Annotated in this window: 15 protein-coding genes and 1 pseudogene; 11 read left to right on the top strand and 5 right to left on the bottom strand. The window is 64.7% G+C overall.

Translation table 11 applies throughout. From position 1 onward, the window contains the following. Positions 1-54 precede the first annotated feature (54 nt). Positions 55-714: a hypothetical protein gene (locus tag FQU96_RS24365; RefSeq protein ID WP_146543962.1), complete on the bottom strand. Its 660-nt coding sequence runs from the start codon at positions 712-714 to the stop codon at positions 55-57. Positions 715-1,351: 637 nt separating this feature from the next. Here FQU96_RS24365 and FQU96_RS24360 point away from each other — a divergent pair. After that, positions 1,352-2,044 carry a hypothetical protein gene (locus FQU96_RS24360; protein WP_146543961.1) on the top strand — a complete coding sequence of 231 codons (693 nt, stop codon included), beginning with the start codon at positions 1,352-1,354 and terminating at the stop codon, positions 2,042-2,044. 69 nt (positions 2,045-2,113) lie between these two features. Here the strand turns inward: FQU96_RS24360 and FQU96_RS24355 are convergent, their stop codons facing one another. After that, positions 2,114-3,442: an ABC transporter substrate-binding protein gene (locus tag FQU96_RS24355; RefSeq protein WP_146543960.1), complete on the bottom strand. Its 1,329-nt coding sequence runs from the start codon at positions 3,440-3,442 to the stop codon at positions 2,114-2,116. A 474-nt stretch (positions 3,443-3,916) separates the two neighbouring features. Between FQU96_RS24355 and FQU96_RS43175 the strand changes: the two are divergent. The 3 genes and pseudogenes from FQU96_RS43175 to FQU96_RS24345 form a co-directional block, all read left to right on the top strand. After that, a pseudogene (locus tag FQU96_RS43175) lies at positions 3,917-4,432 on the top strand (adenylate/guanylate cyclase domain-containing protein); the annotation flags it as partial. A gap of 51 nt (positions 4,433-4,483) precedes the next feature. Then, the gene (locus FQU96_RS24350; protein WP_255468491.1) at positions 4,484-7,012 is read left to right on the top strand and encodes an AAA family ATPase; all 2,529 of its coding nucleotides are present in this window, start codon (positions 4,484-4,486) and stop codon (positions 7,010-7,012) included. A gap of 42 nt (positions 7,013-7,054) precedes the next feature. Beyond that, entirely contained in the window at positions 7,055-8,380 is a 1,326-nt protein-coding gene (locus tag FQU96_RS24345; protein WP_146543958.1) for a hypothetical protein, read from the top strand. Positions 8,381-8,534: 154 nt separating this feature from the next. On the opposite strand, the gene FQU96_RS24340 is transcribed toward FQU96_RS24345, so the two are convergent. The 3 genes from FQU96_RS24340 to FQU96_RS24330 all read right to left on the bottom strand — a co-directional run bounded on the left by FQU96_RS24340 (position 8,535) and on the right by FQU96_RS24330 (position 11,823). Continuing rightward, positions 8,535-9,116 carry a GNAT family N-acetyltransferase gene (locus FQU96_RS24340; RefSeq protein ID WP_146543957.1) on the bottom strand — a complete coding sequence of 194 codons (582 nt, stop codon included), beginning with the start codon at positions 9,114-9,116 and terminating at the stop codon, positions 8,535-8,537. Between the two features lie 113 nt (positions 9,117-9,229). After that, positions 9,230-10,891, bottom strand: coding sequence for a peptide ABC transporter substrate-binding protein (locus tag FQU96_RS24335; RefSeq protein ID WP_218574848.1), 1,662 nt, complete (start codon positions 10,889-10,891; stop codon positions 9,230-9,232). A 122-nt stretch (positions 10,892-11,013) separates the two neighbouring features. Then, complete coding sequence (locus tag FQU96_RS24330; RefSeq protein ID WP_255468490.1) at positions 11,014-11,823, bottom strand: orotate phosphoribosyltransferase; 810 nt, start codon at positions 11,821-11,823, stop codon at positions 11,014-11,016. 335 nt (positions 11,824-12,158) lie between these two features. Here FQU96_RS24330 and FQU96_RS24325 point away from each other — a divergent pair, with 335 nt between their 5' ends. The 7 genes from FQU96_RS24325 (at position 12,159) to FQU96_RS24295 (ending at position 19,214) form a co-directional block, all read left to right on the top strand. After that, a complete protein-coding gene (locus FQU96_RS24325; protein WP_146543955.1) occupies positions 12,159-13,550 on the top strand; it encodes a YcjX family protein in 1,392 nt (463 codons plus the stop codon). Then, positions 13,547-14,536: a DUF697 domain-containing protein gene (locus tag FQU96_RS24320; protein ID WP_178130683.1), complete on the top strand. Its 990-nt coding sequence runs from the start codon at positions 13,547-13,549 to the stop codon at positions 14,534-14,536. Before FQU96_RS24325 ends, FQU96_RS24320 begins: the two co-directional genes overlap by 4 nt. A 391-nt stretch (positions 14,537-14,927) precedes the next feature. Next, positions 14,928-15,593 carry an MtnX-like HAD-IB family phosphatase gene (locus FQU96_RS24315; protein WP_178130682.1) on the top strand — a complete coding sequence of 222 codons (666 nt, stop codon included), beginning with the start codon at positions 14,928-14,930 and terminating at the stop codon, positions 15,591-15,593. Between the two features lie 29 nt (positions 15,594-15,622). Continuing rightward, positions 15,623-17,068 carry an aspartate aminotransferase family protein gene (locus FQU96_RS24310; RefSeq protein ID WP_146543952.1) on the top strand — a complete coding sequence of 482 codons (1,446 nt, stop codon included), beginning with the start codon at positions 15,623-15,625 and terminating at the stop codon, positions 17,066-17,068. A 6-nt stretch (positions 17,069-17,074) separates the two neighbouring features. Then, entirely contained in the window at positions 17,075-17,989 is a 915-nt protein-coding gene (locus FQU96_RS24305; protein ID WP_146543951.1) for an arginase, read from the top strand. Further along, positions 17,986-18,357, top strand: a complete 372-nt coding sequence (locus FQU96_RS24300; protein ID WP_146543950.1) for an EamA family transporter — start codon at positions 17,986-17,988, stop codon at positions 18,355-18,357. Before FQU96_RS24305 ends, FQU96_RS24300 begins: the two co-directional genes overlap by 4 nt. Then, positions 18,354-19,214, top strand: coding sequence for a carboxylesterase (locus tag FQU96_RS24295; RefSeq protein WP_218574847.1), 861 nt, complete (start codon positions 18,354-18,356; stop codon positions 19,212-19,214). The genes FQU96_RS24300 and FQU96_RS24295 overlap by 4 nt, the downstream gene beginning before the upstream one ends. The last annotated feature ends 1 nt before the right edge of the window (position 19,215 follow it).

Genomic DNA, 19,215 nt, shown 5'->3' with positions numbered 1-19,215 from the left:
CGACCAGGCGTCACCATGGCGCACGGGATGGCGTTCGCCAACCTGCCCAGGCCGTCACTGACGCGGCAGGGATTTTACCCCGTCATAGCTGTAATAGCGGGGTGGTGCCGTACCTCTCAGCTTACGGGTCGAGGTGCGATAGGCCACGCGCAACGTTTTAGCGTCCGCGACGCTGACCGGCGTGCCCGGCGGCAGGTCCCACATGCGCAATGCCACGGCATAGGCTTCGCGATGCATCGTGGCCTTGCGCTGCGTCAGCCACAAAGGTTCCGGGTCGGGTGGCCGTCCGGCAAGGCGATCGAGATAGATGCTGTAGAGGCAGCCGGCGACATAGGCCATGGCCTCGTCAGTGACGGCCAGCGGCCGGTGTTTGCGCCCAGCATACATCAACGTTCGGCCATGGGTGTCGCGCAAGGCATGGACCGCCTCGTGCACGATGGCAACCCGTTCGAAGAGATCGGGCCCCGCACCCCAATCGGCTCGCGAGAATGAGAACGCATCCTCCGCGGAGTAGCTGGCTGCCGCCTTGTCCGGCTGTGCTTCGACGATGACGTCGATGCGTCCATTTTCGACCAGCGTCGCCACACGTCGGAAGCCGGCACCATCGATGTGCAACCCGCCATACCAGTAGTCCATCCGCTGACATGCCGGTGACCGCAGGATGTCGGCAACCCGCCGACCCAACGCCAACTTCCACGACGGGCGGTTATCCATGGCGACGCCACCTTCATCAACGTGAGGTGACACCATAGGTCAGAAGACATCATGTCGCTATCGTAGCGAGAGCGCCCCAGAAGAAGGCCGCCTGCAATGTCATACTGTCCCGATGTTCACGCAGGCTGGTGGGAACAGCACCGTGATTTATTACAAGGCGAAGTATTTAGTTGTGGTTTCCATTTTGACTCACTTTTCACGCGCAATCGATTCTCGGTAGTGCTTGCGTATCGCTTGTGTCGTGGGGAGATATAATCAAGTAAATGACATTGGCATCGTCAGTTGGGGATTCCTTATCCAGTCTTCCAGTCGATACCGGCTCGCCAGCGTTGGCTCTTGCCGTGCGCGGCATGGGGCGTGCCGTCGACATCGGTCAGCTGGGACACCAGCTCGGCCGGCCTGACCGTCCGCTCAACGGTTCGGAGTTGCGACGGGCGGGTTCCGACCGGGGAATCTGATGCTCCGGAAACATCTTCGATCCGACAAACCTGCTTCAAACGGTGCTGCCTGGGGCTTCGATCGTTCCCTTCAAAACGCTCTGAGGCTGGGACCGTGGCAACAATCCGGAGCCGCGCGTCCAGGCAAGGAATCTTTCGCACATTGAAGACAGGCAAATTTTTCGAAAGGGAGTGGCTTGATGAACAGACTTGTGTGCGGGCTGCTGGTAGGGGCGCTGGCGCTCCTGGTGGGTGCGTGTGGAACGCCGTCGATCGACTACAGTCGCCCGAACGCCGGGATCAATTCGATCGCGATTCTCACGCCTGCGTCGCCCGATTCCACACGTGCCGTCGTCGCAAGAAGTCCCGGAGCATTTTTCGGGCTCGTGGGCGCCTTGATCGATGTCAGTGTATCCAATAGCCGCGGCGCAAAGCTGGACGCGATCTTTGCCAGCCAGGGTTTCGCCACCCTCGCCGGCATGCAAGACAACCTCGCCAAGGCAATCGAACGCAATGGATATTCGGTCAGCCTGGTCAATCAGCCGAGCACCCGGATGGGCTTCCTGGATAGTCCGCCCATCAACGTTTCAGACGCCGATGCATATCTCGATACCATTCTGCCGGTTCACGGCTATGCGACCGGAGGGATAGGAGGCGATGGATTGTGGCGTCCGAATATTTTCCTCAGGGTGCGACTCGTCCGGACACGTGACAACGCTGTTTTGATGCAGCGGGCGATCGCGGTCGATCGCCTTCCCGATGGAATCAGGCTCGAGCCGAATCCGGCCTACCAGTTCAGTGATTTCGAAGCGGCAGATCCTGCGGCGGTGACGCAGGGCATGCGCGACATCGTCGAACGTGCGGCTTCGACTGTGGCTGGGTTATTGCGTTAGGAAGCCGCCGCAGCTGGTCCTTCCAACAGCGGTGGAAGGGCCAGCTGCGGCGATGGGCCTGGTGCGCCTCTATCCCCGATAGTACCGCCGCGTGCGGCGTTCGGCTTCCTTGGCCGCTTCCTCCGGCGTTGCCTTGCCCGAGGCGACCGAGGCGCACATCTGCACCAGTACGTACTCGGCGGCCACCGCGCCGGCGGCCTGGGTGATCGGGCCCTGGAAGCCGCTCCAGTAGCGCGCATCCATGGACTGGCGGAACAGGGTGAGCTGCGGGTCGCTGTCCCACACCTTGCTGCTGTCGTAGGCCTTCAGCGGATGCGACCAGTAGCCGAGGCAACCCGACAGCCAGGGATCGTACTGCTCGGCCTCCATCATGAACTGAAGATAGGCCTTGGCCGCGTTGGGGAATTTCGAGTGCTTGAACACCATGGCGTTCAGCACCAGGGGCGACCACGGCGGCGATTGGGCGACGCCGCGCATGACCGGCGCGTGTACGGTATCGTCGGCGATCGGCCGGGTGGCGGGATCGTTCTTCAGCGCGAAGTAGAGCGACACGCCGTTGAACGTCAGCCACACTTCGTTGGCGGCATAGGCGCGGTTGTTGCTGGGATCGCCCCAGCTCATCGTGCCGGCGACGAACGTGGGAAAGAGTTCGGCCAGGTACTTCAGCGCCGCGATCGTCTCCTTGCTGTTGATCGTGACCTTGCCCGCCGCGTCGACAAGCGTGGCCCCGTGCGACCACAGCAGCCAGTTGGCGAAGCCGTTGCCGTCGCCGACCGCGTTGCCCAGCGCGAAGCCCGCCGGCCTGTTGATCTTCTTGAGCGCCTGGCACAGCTTCAGGAAGCCGGCATGGTCGTCGGGGACACTGTCGTAGCCGGCCTCCTTGAGCGCCGAGCGGCGGTAGACCGTGGGGCCGACGCCGCCGCCCATCGGCAGGCCGATCCAGTTGTTGCTGTTGGCCTTCTTGCCGTATTTCTCGCCCAGGAACTTCCAGCCGCCGTACTTGGCGCCGAGATACTCGGCCACGTCGGTAAGCTCGATCAGCTTGTCGGCATAGACATGCGGGTCCTCGCCGAAGCCGACCACGAGGTCCGGGCCGGCGCCGGTGTTGGCCGAAACAGCGGTCTGCTGACGGATGTCCTCCCAGCCCACGAGATCGACCTGCACGGCGACACCGGTCTCCTTGGTGAACTTCGCCGAATTGGCGCGAAAGATGGTCTCGTCGGGTTCGACGAAACGCTGCGGGCGCAGCATGCGCAGGCTGGCGCCTTTCTCCAGCGTCCGTTTCGGCTCGGCGGCCGGACTGGTCGGGATCTGCGCCGATGCGCTGCCGGTTGCCGCCAGAGCCGCAGCGCCGGCTCCCAATCGAAGACTGTTGCGACGCGTGATGATGTAGACCATGGGCGCTTCCTCCTTGTGTTGCTTTGGATGAATCGCTCTACGCCACCGGTTCGATGTCAGGGCCGGGCCGGGCGGGCGCGATGCCATCGTGGCACGCGCCTGCCATCGCTTTATCTCCGGCTATTCCTGCGTCAGACGAACACAACTGGCGGCCGCTACCGGCATCGACCGGGGCCTGTGGCTGGATGTGGGAAGAGTTTAGCACAGCACGGCGACGCGAGCCGCAGTCGACGGAACGACCACTGCGATCGAGGTGAAAGCCCCTCGCGTAAGCGCGCGCGTGGCCTGTCGGCCAGTTGCGAGTTCATCTCACTTGATGTGAGACAATCACAGGGCGTAATGTTGCTGAAAGTAAAATGAGAATCACGAAAGGGAGGTTTCTGCCGGCGCCGGCTGACAGGGGTATTCAACGCCCGCTGTCGGCGAGCAGGTGCTGGGCAGGCTGGCGGCGTACAGAACGCCAAGCGAGGGGGAATGCCGCTGTGGGGGAACCGGAGCGGACCCAAAGGGGAGCCCGCGCGAGAGCGGCGGGGCGGCCGCGGCAGGTCGCACGCTGAGCGCTTTCAGGCGGCCGGCCAGGGCGCGCGCGGTCTGCTTGTCGAGCGCAAGTACATCACCCTTCTGCGCGCAGACCTGCATCGGTCGACGGATCTCGTCATAGGCCTTGAGCTGGAGGAGGCGATCGCGCGTGTCGCGCCGGCGATGGAAGCCATGCGCGTCGCCGTTCACACGCATCGCGGCATCATTCATCGCGAACTCGGTGATGGCATCTTTGCCGTCTTTGGTGCGCCGGTTGCCGACGATATGCATGGCGTCATGGCCTGCCTCGCAGCGCTTGATCTCCTGCGACGCATTAAAGCCCTTGATGACGCCGGCATTGGTATTCGGATCGGCCTGCACGCCGGTCAGGTGGTTGCCGGACCGCGGCAAGTCGACTTCAGCAGCAGCTACGAGTTCGATGGGCTGCCGCTGATCGTGGCCGAGCGCCTGCAGACGATCGCTGAGCCCGGTCAAGCCCTGGCGTCTGCGGCGTGCCGCGCCGTGGCCGAAGGTTACGTCCGGTTTGGGCCGGCAATGCTGCGGCCGCTGAAGGGGTTCCCGCAGCCCGTGACGGTGCATGCCGTCGAGGGTGTCGGCGACCTGTCGAAGTGGCGAGTCAGTTCGGCACGCGTGCGTACCCGGTTCGTCGGCAGGGCCGCCGAAAGCGCCCAGATTCTGGCACTTGCGGAAGCGGCTGAGATCAAAGGGGCCGGTGGTTGTGCTGCCATTCTGGGCGAGGCCGGCGTCGGCAAGTCGCGCCTGGCCCACGAGTGCGTGGACACCCTGCGGGCTCGCGGCTGGCAGGTGATCGTCGCGGAGTGCAGCTCGATCTTGGGGCATACCCCGTTTGCTCTTGCGAAGGCGGTGCTCGCGGATATCGCGGCGGCGCTCGGTACGGAGGCGATGGCGGACGTGCAAAAGGTCCTTCCTGCGGCTCAGTCGGCGGCGATCGACGTGGTGGTGCGGGGTGTCGATGGGGCCAATGTGCCGGATTGGGCCAGCTTGACACCACGGCTGCGTGGCAGGGCGATCGTTGCGGCTGCGCGAGCCATCGTTTCTCACTGGGTCGGAGATCGCCCCACCATCATTCTCCTTGAAGATCTGCAGTGGGCGGACGAGGCAAGTGCTGCGACGGCCGAGGTCATCCTGGCGCTTACGCAGCAGCAGCGACTTGTGGTGCTGGCAACGGCCCGCACCGGCGGCCTGCCTGTATGGCTCGAGCGACGCGCGGCGCGGATCATGCCCTTGCGTGCGCTCGAGCGCGACGCGGGAATGGCGATGCTCGACCAAATGCTTGGTTCGACATCGCGGCTGGAGACGCTGAAGCAGCGAATCCTCGATCACACCGGCGGCATGCCGCTGTTCGTTCAGGAGGTTTGTCGAGATCTTGTCGAGACCGGCACGTTGCGTGGCCAATGGGGAGCGTTCGATCTTGCAGCCGACGCGGCCACTCTCGGCGTGCCGCTCACGCTGCAAGGCGTGATTGCGAGCCGTATCGATCGTTTGTCGCGGACGGAGAAACGGCTGCTACAGGCAGCCGCTGCGGTTGGCCCGCGTGTATCCGATCGGCTGCTGCAGTCGGTTGCAGCGTTGCACGAAAAAATATTCGGACAGGCATTGGCAGCGCTGCTGGCCGCAGCCCTGCTGGTACCGGCGCCTGCGGCCACCATGGCCGAGCAGGGAACTCACTTCTTCCCGCACGAACTCATCCGGCAGGTGGCATACGACGCCGTCGTCAGCAGCGAAAGGGATGCACTGCATGGCCGCATCCTCGCGGCTCTGGAAACGGCAACCGACGCAGAGATCAGTCTTGAGCATCTCGGCGCGCTTGCGCATCACGCCATGATGGCACGCCACTGGTCGCGCGCCGCCGACTACGCCACGGCGATCGCACGGCAGTGCTTCGGGCAGGCGGCGCTGCCGGATGCGATGCGTCATTACGAGTCTGCAATGAAGGCGGTGGATCGGCTGGACCCTTCGCCGGTGCGCGAGGCGCGCGCCATCGATCTGCGGCTCGAGGCGCGCCTGGCGCATGCCAATCACGGCAAGGTGACGCGCTGGCTGGATCTCGCCCGTGAGGCCGAGGCGCGTGCAGCGGCAATCGGCGATGACCTGCGCCGTGTGGCGGCGCTGGCGGTACGTGCGGCAGCCTTGAACTTCTGCGGCGCGCCCATGGAGGCGCTGGAGGTCGGTGCGCACGCGGCGGCCGAGGCTGCGCGCACAGGCAATCCCGGTTGGCTCGCCTATGCCGAGTACGGACTGGGTCAGGCCGGCTATATCGCCGGCCGTTACCGGGAGGCGGTGGACAATTTCAGCCGCGCGCAGCGTCGCTTTACGATGGACGGCGCCACACCGCCGATGGGCGGCAGTGCGGTGCAGGCTGGTCTTCTCTGTCACATGATGGCGTGCCTATGCTTCATTGCGCTCGGCGACGAGGCTGCTGCTGCTGCCGAACAGTGCGTTGCGGACGAGATGGCATCGCAGGAAGACCGCCCTCTGGCGGCCATTGCCGCAGCTTTCAGTCGCGGCGCCCTGTTGGTTCATCAAGGCCAAATACAGGACGGGGAGAAGGCGCTCGCGGATGCGCTGGTCCTTGCACGACGGCATGAGGTGAACCTTTTTGTGCCGATCATTGCCAGTCATCAAGGATTGGCGCTGTTGCTGTTGGGACGGGCGGAGGAGGCACAAGAGACACTCGATCTCGCTTGCACGGAGGCGGCGACATACGAGCATCGATCCGCCGGCCTGCGGGCCACGATCTATCGCGCCATGATTGACATGGCCAAGCCCGACGGACGGGCAAGTGCCCTCGAAGCCGTTCAAGTCGTATCGCGGATCGCACGACAACAGGGCTTCGACCCGCTCGAACTGGAGGCGCAGCTGGTCGAAGCAGCATTGCTCGGTGCAGCGGGCGACGAGGCCGGCCGTCTCCGAGGTGACGTAGTCGCGGAGGAAATAGGGCTGCGGCTCGGGGCAATGGGAACATTGTGCGACACGCGTCGGCACATTGCACAGTTGCTGAAGACGTAGCCCGAGGGAGCGCAACGAGTTTGACTAAACGGGGAGGCAAGCATGTCGAAAGAAGGCACGTTCGATTTCCGCCCAACGGCAGCACTGTACAATGACTATTCTGACAATTTTTCAGGCATCTATTTCGCTGCGGACAAAGTGGTCGGCTCCGTCGACCGGATCAAAGCAAGAGGTGCCCCTCGTCAATGGGGCCTCTATCAGAAGTATGCAGCGATCGATCCCGCGAACCCGAAGGAATGGGACAAAGGCGGTGACGAGAAAAAGGGTGCCAAGCGATACAAGAATTGGGAAGCTGCGGTCGCGGAAGCGCGCGAAGGACTGGCAAAAATGCCAGCCCCCGGCAAAGTCGGCCCTGATCCCGATCATCCGGCGATCCTTGCCGCTAACATGCTCGAGCACCTCGACAAAGCGGTAGAGATCGCGCTGTTCAACAAACGCCAGCGTGGCAAGAACGGCGATGCCGGGACGGGTATCGAGATACAGGTCGCCGTCATACCGCACAAAACTCCCGATCGCCGCCACCAGGTGATGACCGAGTGGGTCCCTTATGCTGAACCCATCGACGATGCCGAGCGCAGTCACAAACGGCTTCAGATCGTTATGGCCTGCCCAAATGGCGGCTGGATTGGCAATGCCATCTGGCACCACCCCGACCAGACGAAGTTCACGCACTATGTGGCCACCTACGTCGTGCCCGATGACCCCGTCAATTACGGACAAATCCTCTTCATATTTAATGGTCTCGAAAGCCTCCCGGATCCCGGCCAGCGGAGCATTCAACCGGGCATCCTGCAGCCTGTCCTGCAGTGGACACCATCTGAAGGGTGGGCGATTCGAAGCTGGTACGTTCCCGCAAACTACCGGCCGCCATTTGAGGCGATGCCTGCCAACGCCGAGTATCGCGCATTCACGGACCCTGGGAACCCGGCGTGGACTGAGGCGATCCCGGTTAGCCCGAAGGATCAACTGCAGAGCATTATCACCTGGGATATGGCCAGAAAGGAGTACGTAGCGAGATTCAGAGTAAGGGACCGGTATCTTGCTGAGCTTCGGGCGGCCGACATCCTTCCGTTGACTCATCCTGTGGCCGTGATCGAGGCCTACAGCCAGCACGGCCCTCAGTACGCCGTGCCTGCAGACGGGCTTGTCGGCATCGACATGGCCGGCATTGTGCTTCAACTCGAGGGTGCAACCGATCCAGCAAAGTCATACTGGGACATCGGGACAGATGACCCGGATCCGAATAACCCGGGCAACATCAAGTATGGAACGAACCGCCTGCAGCGCTACAAGATTACGCCGAAGTACAGCGCCGAGAGTTCCGAACTCAAATTCCGGGTGAAGAAGAACACTGCAGTCACGAGTTGATCCGGCCAAATACGAATCACTCTGCCCGATGGAACGCGGATTGCCGTGGATCACGATGTCGACGCTGCGGCTATAGGCACGACCTGAATCGTCATGTTCGGCGCAGCGTTCGGGCTTTCAATATCGAGCGCTGTGGTCCTCTGTCGGATTGAAATCACCCGCGCGCGAGTCGCTTCTCCAACCCGGCTTTCACGGTGGGCCAGTCCGTGTCGACGATGCTGAAATAGACCGAATCGCGCACATAGCCGTCGGCCATGATCATGTGGCGGCGGAAGATGCCTTCCTGGACGGCACCCAGTCGGGCGATGGCGTCGCGGCTGCGCTGGTTGCGGGCGTCGGTCTTGTACTCGACGCGATGCCACTTCAGCGTCTCGAAGACGTGGCGCATCAGCAGCAGCTTGCATTCGGGGTTGACGGCGCTGGCCCACACCGCGTGTGCATACCAGGTGCTGCCGATCTCCAGCCGCTTGTGGCGCGCCTCGATGCCCAGGTAGCGCGTGCTGCCCACGACGCTGTCGTCTCGCAGCAGGTGCACGATGAACGGCCGTTCGTGGCCGCCGCCGGCCTGGCGCAGCGCGTTGTCGAACCAGGGATCGAACGCCGGCCCCAGTGCCGAGGCCGTGAACGTCCATATCCGCGAATCCTGCGCCACCGGCCGCAGGGCCTCGCGATGCCTCTCTTCCAGAGGCGCGAGGCGGACGTGGCGGCCGGTCAGGGTGATGGGGTCGATGGACATGTCGAACGCCGGAACAGGTACGGGGACAATGCGTCGTCTATATCACGCGGGAATGCTCGCCGGCAGTACTGCCGGGACCCTCCCGCGGCTCCGCGGCACGGGCGGAGAGGGTTTCACTCCCAGCGCCAGTCCTCGACCCACAGGGTCGATACGTACTGGTGGCCCGTGGGTCTGACGCCCTTCAGGGCCTTGGGCAGCACGAAGACATCCGAGCGGAAGTAGAGCGGGATCACGGGCAGGTCCTCGGTGTAGATGCGCTGCATCTCGCCGAACAGCGCCTTGCGCTTGTCGACGTCGAGCTCGACCTCCATGGCATCGATCGTGCGGTCCATGTCGGTGCTCTTGTAGCCGCCACTGTTCTGGCCGCTCCAGCCGTTGGCTTCGCTGGGAATCTCCTGGGAATGCAGGGTCGTGCGCGGCACGCTCTGCGGCGTGGAAACCCAGGCATACATCGCCATGCCGCTGTAGCCGCGCTTTTGCACGGTTTCGCCAAAGAACACCCGCGGCGGCTCCACCTTGAGACGGACGTCAACGCCGATCTGCTTCCACTGGCTCTGCAGCACCTGCTGGATCTGCTCGCGGCTGCGGTTGCCCGCCGTCGTGGCGAGCTCAAACGACAGCTTCTCGCCTTTGGCGTTGTGCCGGATGCCGCCGCGGATGTCGGAGAAGCCGGCTTCGTCGAGCAGCTTGCGCGCGGCCGCGGCATCGTATGCGTAGTGTCGGGCACCTGGGCTGTACATCGGGTCGAGCGGGTTGACGTTGCTGTGCGCCACCGGCTGCTTGCCCTCGAACAGCCGGGTCGAGATCGCGTCGCGGTCGATGCTCTGCATCAGGGCCAGGCGCACCCGCCGGTCGGCCAGGATGGGATTGTCCATCCGGATGTCGATGTGCTCGTAGACCAGGCCGGGTTTGTAGACGACGTTGAAGCGGTCCTTGTGGCGCTTCTCGAAAGACAGGGCCTGATCGATCGTCAGCCCCAGTTCGCCGATCACATAGTCGATCGAGCCCGACAGCACGTTGGCTTCCAGCGCTGCCGTGTTCTCGATGATGCGAAACACGATGCGCTTGAAGTGGGGGGCCTTGCCGCTCCAGGCCGGGTTGCGCTCCAACTCCACCGACGCGCCGGGCACGGTCTTGGTGATGCGGTACGGGCCCAGCCACAGCGCCGGATTCGTTGTGTCGGTCTCGAACTTGGACTTGTTGCGATACTCGGCCGGGTTGGCCTCGAACACGGGCCGCTCGATGTGCGCCGGCAGGAGCCGGAAGTCGCCGGTGGCGTTGTAGTCGAACGTCACGCGATCGTGGTGGAAGGTGAAGGTGCGGTCGTCCTTGATGTCGAGCTTGCGGATACGGCGATAGCCCTCGGCCGCCGCGATGCCCGACTGCGGGTGCTTGCCGACCTCCATCGTGAAGGCGACATCCTTGGTCGTGACCGGCGTGCCGTCGCCCCATTTGAGGTCGGGCCGCAAGGTGTAGGTGACGGCGATCCCCTTCTTGCCCGGTTCGTACTCCTCGACCTTGGCGCCGCCGTTCTCGATGGTGGGCATTTCCGTGCACTGGAGGCAGACCAGTTTCCAGTCCGGATCCCAGGCCGTGATCGGCCGGTGGGTCATGCCACCGACCAGAGTCTTGGCCAGCATCGCGCCGATGTTGGGATTGAACGACGATGGGTACTGCGTCATGCCGATGACGAGTTCGTCCTTGGCGGCAGCGGGCCGTGCCAGGGCGGCGACACCCAGCGCCAGGATGGCGGCGATTCGGAAGATGACGGTCACACGAGCTCCCCGGCGCGATCAGGATTGTGCATCGTAGCGCCGGAATTGCTGGTGCCAAAACACGGAAACGTCAGGGGCAGGGCTCTTCCGCAGCGTCGCTGCGACGGAAGACGAAGGACGTTCTACCGCTCGCCGTTGGCCGTCATCGGCGGCCTGACCGTGCCGTGCACGGGGTTGCGGCCGCCATGCGCCGCCGACCAGCGGTCGGGCTCGGTCAGGAAGGCCCGGGTCTCGGACAGACCTTTTTCATCGAACAGCTTGTAGCGCTCGGCGGCATCGAGGACGTCCCACCAGGTGGCGAGCGCATGCAGCTTGACGCCCATGGCAGCCAGGATATCGACGCTTTGCTGAAAGATCCCGTAATGGAAGATGACGAACGTGTCGGTGACCTTGGCATCGGCCTTGCGCAGAGCGTCGATGAACATCACCTTGCTGCCGCCGTCGGTCGCCAGGTCTTCGACCAGCAGCACGCGCTCACCGGCTTTCAGTTCACCTTCGATCTGCGCCATGCGGCCGAAGCCCTTGGGTTGCTTGCGCACGTAGATCATCGGCTTCTTGGCGGTGGCGGCAATGAAAGCGGCGAAGGGAATGCCGGCCGTCTCGCCGCCGGCGACGACATCGATCTTCGACCAGCCGATCGCATCGCCGATTGCCTTGTGGGCATGCGCCATGATGCGGGCGCGCGCCTCGGGGAAGGAGATGATCTTGCGGCAGTCGATGTAGACGGGGCTGGCGCGGCCTGATGTGAAAATGAAAGGGTTCTCGGGCCGGCAGTGAACCGCCTTGATGTCCAGCAGTAATCGGGCAGTTTCGCGCGCGGCTGTGTTGGTGCCGCTCTTGGCGCTGGCTTGCGGTGCCGAACGCTTGGCTGCCGCCGGGCCCGTGGTGCGCGCCGGCTTGGCGGTTGGCTTGCCAGGGGCCGGTTTTTTCACCGAACCTGCTTTGCCTTTTGTCTTTGCTTTCGACGCCATCACGCTGTTCCCCGCCGTCTTCCCCCGGATCGGCGCACGTTATCTACCGTCCGGCGCGGATGGTAGCAAGTCGCGTGCCGCAACGAGGGTGGGACAGCAAGTGCATATTTGAATTTAAGTATTATAGATAATTCATTGAAATAAAATGAACTTTTAGATTCATTTAATCCTAAAATTAAGATGTCATTGAAGTGCCCGGTTTGCGCGCGACAGAAGCCGGAATGGCCTATGGGCTGGCATTCCGCGGATGCAGCCTCGACTATGGCCGGTGGCGGCTCGCAGGATGAGGACGGCGCGTGGACGATTTTCTTCTCAAGAAAGTGGACGACCTCCTCGCCACGCGCGTGCACCTGGGGGTGACTGGCTTACGCCGGGCGGGCAAGACCGTTTTCATCACGTCGCTGGTCCATAACTTGTTGCGTGCGGATGCAGTGGCCGCACGCAGCCCGTTGCGCAATTTTGAGCTCTTCGACGAGGGCCGATTGGTGGCCGCAGTGCTGCGCAACGACATCCATGCCACGGTGCCGCAGTTCCCCTACACCCAGGCGATTGATGCACTGACAGGGCAGAAGCCCGAGTGGCCGACGCCGACGGACGGCATCTCGCGCCTGCGCCTTGATATCAACTACCGGCGCGGCAGCGGGGTCGTCGGCACGGTCGCCCGCTGGCTCGGTCTCACCGACGCGACCCTGCAGCTCGATATCGTCGACTACCCCGGCGAATGGCTGGTCGACCTGCCCATGCTCGAGCAGAGTTTCGAGGCATGGTCGGCGGCCATGATCCGCCAGGCACAGGCGGGATCGCGCGGTGACCTGGCGCGCGACTGGCTGGCTTTTGTATCGGACCGGCGCCCCGACCAGCCGCACGATGAGGAGTGGGCGGGGCGCGCGGCGGCGCTTTATGCCGATTATCTGCAACGGTGTGCGGACAAGGGGCTCCGTTTCCTGCAGCCGGGACGGCTTCTGACGCCAGCCGAGTTGCGGGGCGCTCCGGTGCTCCGCTTCTGCCCGCTGCCCCAGCTCGCGACGGCGCCGGCCTCCGGCAGTCTGCAGGCGGCATTTGCCGGGAAATTTCGCGACTACCAGGACAACGTCATCCGCGCGTTCTATCGGCAGCACCTGGCGGGGATCGACCGCCAGATCGTGCTGGTCGATGTGCTGACCGCGCTCAATGACGGCGCCGAGGTGTTCGACGACATGAGCGTGGCGCTGGCGGCGATCCTGCAAAACTTCGATCATGGCAAGGCCGGGCCGATGCGCTGGCTGACCGGGCACAAGATCGACCGGGTGCTGTTCGCCGCCACCAAGGCCGACCATGTGGTGCGCGGCGATCGGCTCCATCTGGAGAACCTGACCCGACGCATGCTGAACGTGCTCGACGAAAGCAACCGCATCAAGGCGGCCGCGGGCATATCGGTGGGCGTGCTGGCCGCCGTGCGCTGTACCACCGATGTGGTTCGCCGCGACACCGGCCGCGAGGTGCTGCAGGGCGAGGCCCGCGCCGATGATGCCACGGCTGCCTTCGATCCCGGCGCGGTGCCGCTCGACTATCCGCCGCCCTGGAACGCCTTCAGGTATCGCTTCTGGGATTTCCAGCCACGCCCCGATCCTGGATGGCGGTACGGTGGCTTTCCGAACATCGGCTTGCCCGACGCGCTCAACTATCTGCTCGGGGACTATCTCGCATGAACACCCCTCGTGTCGTGACGGACGCACCCGGGCCGGTAGCACCCGATCTGATCGTCCCGATCGAAGACGCACCGGCATCAAGTCGGACGAGCGTGGTTCCCGGACGGGTCGATGCGCCGATCGAACCGGTGGACACGGCCGAGGTGGTGGTGGCCGCGCCGGCGCGCACGTCGTACTGGGGCGTGGCTGCCTGGTCGCTGGCTGCGATGGTCGCGGGATTTTCCGTCTACAGCCTGGTGGACGGTCTCGTCGACATCTGGCAGCGCGACTGGATCGGCGGCGCAGCCCTGGGCGCATTGTCGCTGGGATTTCTGGGCGCGCTCACGGCAGCCCTGCTGCATGAGTTCCGCGCGCTGCGCCGCCTGCAGGATGCGACGCGCCTGCGTGCGAAGCTGGAGGCGGCCTTGCGCCGCGATGCGCCCGGCGAGCTCATGTCGGCCCTGACGCCGGTGCTCACCATGGTGGCGTCGCGCCGTCCGGAACTCGTGCAGCAGTTTCATCACCGCATCGATGGTCAAAGCGACAGCGACGCCATCGTGCGGCAATTCCGCGCCGTCGTGCTGGCGCCGCTCGACCAGGAGGCGCGCCGTGCCATACGCCGCGAGATGCTGGTGACGCTGGGCGCTGCCGCGGCGAGTCCGCACCCGGCGCTGGATGCCGTCATCGTCGCCTGGCGCAGTGTGGCGATGGTTCGCCGCGTGGCGGAGATCTACGGCTTGCGCCCCAGCGGCCTTGCCACCACGCGCCTGGCGCGCGCGGCCGTGATCAGTACTGCCACGGCGATGGCCGCCGATCCGGCGGGCGACATGCTGGCAGAGGCGTTGGGCGGCGGTTTCGCCGACAAGATCGCGGGCAAGGTCGCGGAAGGGTCGATCGTCGGTTTGCGCGCATTGCGCTTCGGCATGCGCGCGATGGAGGTCTGTCGGCCGCTGTCGTTCGAGCCCGATGAACGCAAGAGCCTGCTGGGCACATTGATGAACGCATGAGGTCGACGCCCCCCTCTCCGCCCACGAAGTGGGGGGAGAGGGAGGGGCCCATCGCGTCAGCGATGGGAGGGTGAGGTGGGTGTTGAAGACGCACATGGTCTCGTTGGAAACATCGCATGTGTTCCGACCACCCACCTCACCCTCCCACGCTGCGCGTGGGCCCCTCCCTCTCCCCCCACTTCGTGGGCGGAGAGGGGAGTCATCGTGAACAAATGCCGATCATGTTGACGTAATCTTGCGAGCAGATGCTCGCACCCGTGTTCGATGGTGACGCGGGTGTTGCTCGTGATCGTCAGGTCGGAGTCATCCCATCGTCAGGGTCGGATCACACGCGCGGCGTATGCGCCGTGTCGGTGTGGCGCCATGTCCGGCGCAGCAAGGAGAGTCCTGGATGTGGACGATCGTTTGTGATTTCGACGGCACGATCGTGCCGTTCGATGTCACCGACCGCGTGCTGGATCAGTTCGCGGATCCGGCGTGGCAGTTCGTAGAGGAAGCATGGAAGCACGGTCGGATCAGCGCCCTGCGGTGCATGCGCCTGCAGGTGGCGATGATCCGGGCGACATCGGCGGATCTCGACGCCTTTCTCGACACGATCGATATCGACCCGCAGTTTCCCGCTTTCGTCGACGATTGCCGGCGTGCCGGCATGCCCATTGCGGTCGTGAGCGACGGCCTCGACTACGTCATCCAACGGATCCTGGCGCGCCACGGTATCGACGGCCTTGTGGTGATCGCCAACCAGCTGGTGCCCGGCGGTGATGGAACCTACACCATGGCGGTGCCGTATGCTGTCGCCGCGACCTGCAAGGCGCGCAGCGGGGTGTGCAAATGCAATCAGGCCGCGCGCCTGGCCGCCGGCCGTCACCGCACGCTGCTGATCGGTGATGGCCGCTCCGACTTCTGCCTGGGCGAGGCGGCCGACCTTGTGTTCGCGCGTGGCGCATTGCTCGCGAAGGCCCGCGAGCAGGGGTGGCCGGCGGTCGACGTTCCCGACTTCACGGCCGCGCGCCTCGCCTTCGCCAAACTGACCGGCCGCCTCGCCGAAGTGGCCTGACGACAGAATTTCAACGCGTGGAGAGTTTGATGAATGACGTAGCGCCGCTGCGCCAGTTCCTGGCGGGCGACGAGAGTGCTGTCGCGCCTCGGTCGCAACCGATCGACGATGAGGCCGCGTTGCTGGCGGACGAGGCCCTGTGGTGCTCGCATGGCGATACCGTGCACTATGTCGATCCGCCGAAGCTCTTCGAGCGTTGCCACGGATCGTTCATGTACGATGCCGCCGGCCGCACTTATCTCGATCTGCAGATGTGGTATTCGGCGGTCAACTTCGGCTACCGCAACGAGCGCTTGAACGAGGCCGTGCGCCGGCAGCTCGACGTGCTGCCGCAGGTGGCGTCTCAGTATCTGCATCGCGAGAAGATCGAACTGGCCAGGACGATCGCGGTCGGCGTGCAGGATCGCTTCGGCCTCAAAGGCCGCGTCCACTTCAACGTCGGCGGCGCGCAGGCGGTCGAGGACTCCTTGAAGATCGTGCGCAACGCGTCGGGCGGCAAGAGCCTGATGTTCGCCTTCGAGGGTGGCTATCATGGCCGTACGCTCGGCGCCTCGTCGATCACGTCGTCCTATCGTTATCGTCGCCGCTACGGCCACTTCGGTGATCGGGCGCAGTTCGTGCCGTTTCCCTATTGCTTCCGCTGCCCCTACGGCAAGCAGCGCCAGGATTGCGGTCTCTACTGCGTCGATCAGTTCACCCGCCTGTTCGATTCGGAATATTACGGCGTGTGGGATCCCAAGGTCGGCCAGGCCGAATACGCCGCCTTCTATATCGAACCGATCCAGGGCACCGGCGGCTATGTCGTGCCGCCGCCGGGTTACTTCGAGAAGCTGAAGGCGGTGCTGGAGGCGCGCAAGATCCTGCTGGTCGACGACGAGATCCAGATGGGCTTCTACCGCGCCGGCAGGCTGTGGGCGATCGAGAATTTCAACGTCAAGCCCGACATCATCGTCTTCGGCAAGGCGTTGACCAACGGCCTCAACCCGCTGTCCGGCCTGTGGGCGCGCGAGGCACTGATCGACCCGGCAACGTTCCCGGTCGGCTCGACCCACTCGACGTTCAATGCCAATCCGATGGGCACGGCAGTGGGGCTGGAGACGCTGCGCCTGTGCGACGAGAAGGACTATGAAACGCTGACCTTCGCCAAGGGCGCTTACTTCCTGGCCGGGCTGCGCGAGCTGAAGCGTAAGTACCCCGAGATCGGCGACGTCGATGGCATGGGCCTCGCGCTGCGCATGGAGATGTGCGGCGCCGACGGGTTCACACCAGACAAGGCACTGGTCGACCGGATGGTGGACGAGGGCATGAAGGGCGACCTGCAGGTCGGCGATCGCCGCTATGGCCTGGTTCTCGATATCGGCGGTTACTACAAGAACGTGGTGACGCTGGCGCCGAGCCTGGAGATCACGCGCGAGGAGATCGATCTTGCCATCGCGCTGCTCGATCAGGTCGTGGCCCGCGCGTTGCGTCGCTGATCGGCGATGCGCGTACAGGCGATCGATCTCGATGGCAGCCTTGCCGTCCAGCCGGCCGTGGTCGATGCCGCCCGCCGTGACGGCGGCTGGATCGCGGCCGGCGATCTGGGGCCGCGGCTGCGGCTATGGACCGACGAGTCGGCGATGCTGGGTTTCGAGCACCGGGTTCGCGATGCCTTGTGTGATGGCGGCCGCGGCTCTGCCGTTACATTCATCGGGTCGGGTGATTTCCATCACCTGACCGTACCGCTGATGGCGACGGCGGCGCGGCCGTTCACCGTGGTGCACTTCGACAATCACCCGGACTGGGTGCGCTTCGCGCCGCGCTGGCACTGCGGGTCGTGGGTGAACCGGGCCCTGGAACTGCCGCATGTCGTGCGGATCGTGACCATCGGCCCGTGCAGCGACGATCTCGATTGGCCGCAGTTCAAGGGCGCCAACCTGGCGGCGCTGCGCCGCGGTCGGCTGGAACTCTATCCATGGCGGCACGCGCCATCGCGCATCATCGGCACCTTCGATGATGGCCCGGGGCATCGCGTTGCCGGCGGCCGCATTGCGTGGCGCTGTGTCGGCGAGGATTGGAGCGCCTTCGTTGCCGAGCTGTGCACGCGCATTCCGACCGAGTCGATCTGGATCACCATCGACAAGGACGTGCTCTGCCAGCAGGACGCGACGACCAACTGGGATCAGGGCGCGATGCCCTTGTCGGCCCTCATGCTGGCGATCGAGGCGCTGGTCGACCGGCGGCGGGTGCTGGGCGTCGATGTGTGCGGCGAGTACGCGCCGATCCGCCATCGCAACCTGCGCAAGCGCTTCGAGTCATGGACCGACCAGCCGCGCGACGCGGGCTCGCGCGAGATCGCCGTGAACGCGCGTACCAACGCGGCGCTGTTGGCGTTGCTGTCGGCGGTTGCGGCATGAGCGGCCTGGCGATTGGCCTGTTCCTGGCCACTGTCGTGCTCGATGTAGTCGGCCAGCTCCTGTTCAAAGTCGGTCTCCTGCGCCTGCCGGTGCCGGCACCGCAGGGCCTGCCGTTCTTTTTGGCCATCGCCTTGTCGCCGGCGATCGCCGTCGGCGTGCTGGCCTATGCCTTGGAGGCTGTGCTGTGGTTGGCGGCGCTGCAGCACGCGCCGCTCAGCCTGCTCTTTCCGCTGGCCAGTCTCAGCTACTGCGGCGTCGCGCTGGCCGGCTGGCTGGTGCTGGGCGAGCGGGTGACACCACGGCGATGGCTCGGAACCGTCCTGATCACGCTGGGTGTCGCCGTCGTATCCTTCGGAGGCGTTTCGTGACGATCAGGTTGAGCGCCGCCGGCGAGGGCATCTACCTCAGGGGCGGCCCCGATGCGGTACTGCTGATCCATGGCCTGACGGGAACGCCGACCGAGATGCGCTTCGTGGCGCGGCGGCTCAACGCCGACGGGTTCACCGTGTGGGTGCCGCGCTTGCGTGGCCATTGCCGCAGCGAGGCCGAACTGGTTCGCACCGGATGGCGCGACTGGTACGACGGCGTCGAGGAGGCCCTGGTGCGGCTGCACGCCAGCGCACGGCGTGTGTTCGTCGGCGGATTGTCGATGGGCGCCCTGCTGTCGCTGCGCCTGGCGCTCAAGTGCCGCCATCTGGTGTCCGGCACGGCGCTCTACTCCACGACATTGTTCTACGACGGCTGGAGCATCCCGCGCTTGCGCTTCCTGTTGCCGCTGATCCTCAAATCGCCGTTCGCGCGCCGCTATCGTTTCGTGGAAGCATACCCGTTCGGCATCAAGGATGCGCGCCTGCGCGACATCATCGTCACGCGCATGTCGCGCGGCGACAGCGCCGCTGCCGGATTTTCCGCCACGCCCGGCGCCAGCTTGATCGAACTGCGGCAGTTGATCGCGCGCGTCAAGCGCGACCTGCCGCTGATCACCACGCCAACCCTGATCGTGCATGCCCGCGACGACGACATGACATCGCCGCGCAATGCCGACTATGTCGCCAGGCGACTGTCTGGCCCCGTGCGGCAGATCCTGCTCGACGATTGCTATCACATGATCACGATCGACCAGCAGCGCGAGGAGGTGGCGCAGCAGACGGCCGCCTTCTTCCGCTCCTTGCCGCTACCGCCTATCGCCGGCCGTCCGATCTTCGACCAGCCGCGCGGCGCGTAGC

Source organism: Reyranella sp. CPCC 100927 (genome assembly GCF_007859315.1).
Taxonomy (GTDB): domain Bacteria; phylum Pseudomonadota; class Alphaproteobacteria; order Reyranellales; family Reyranellaceae; genus Vineibacter.
Note: the sequence above shows the minus strand (reverse complement) of the source record. Positions and strands in the feature narration are given on the sequence as shown.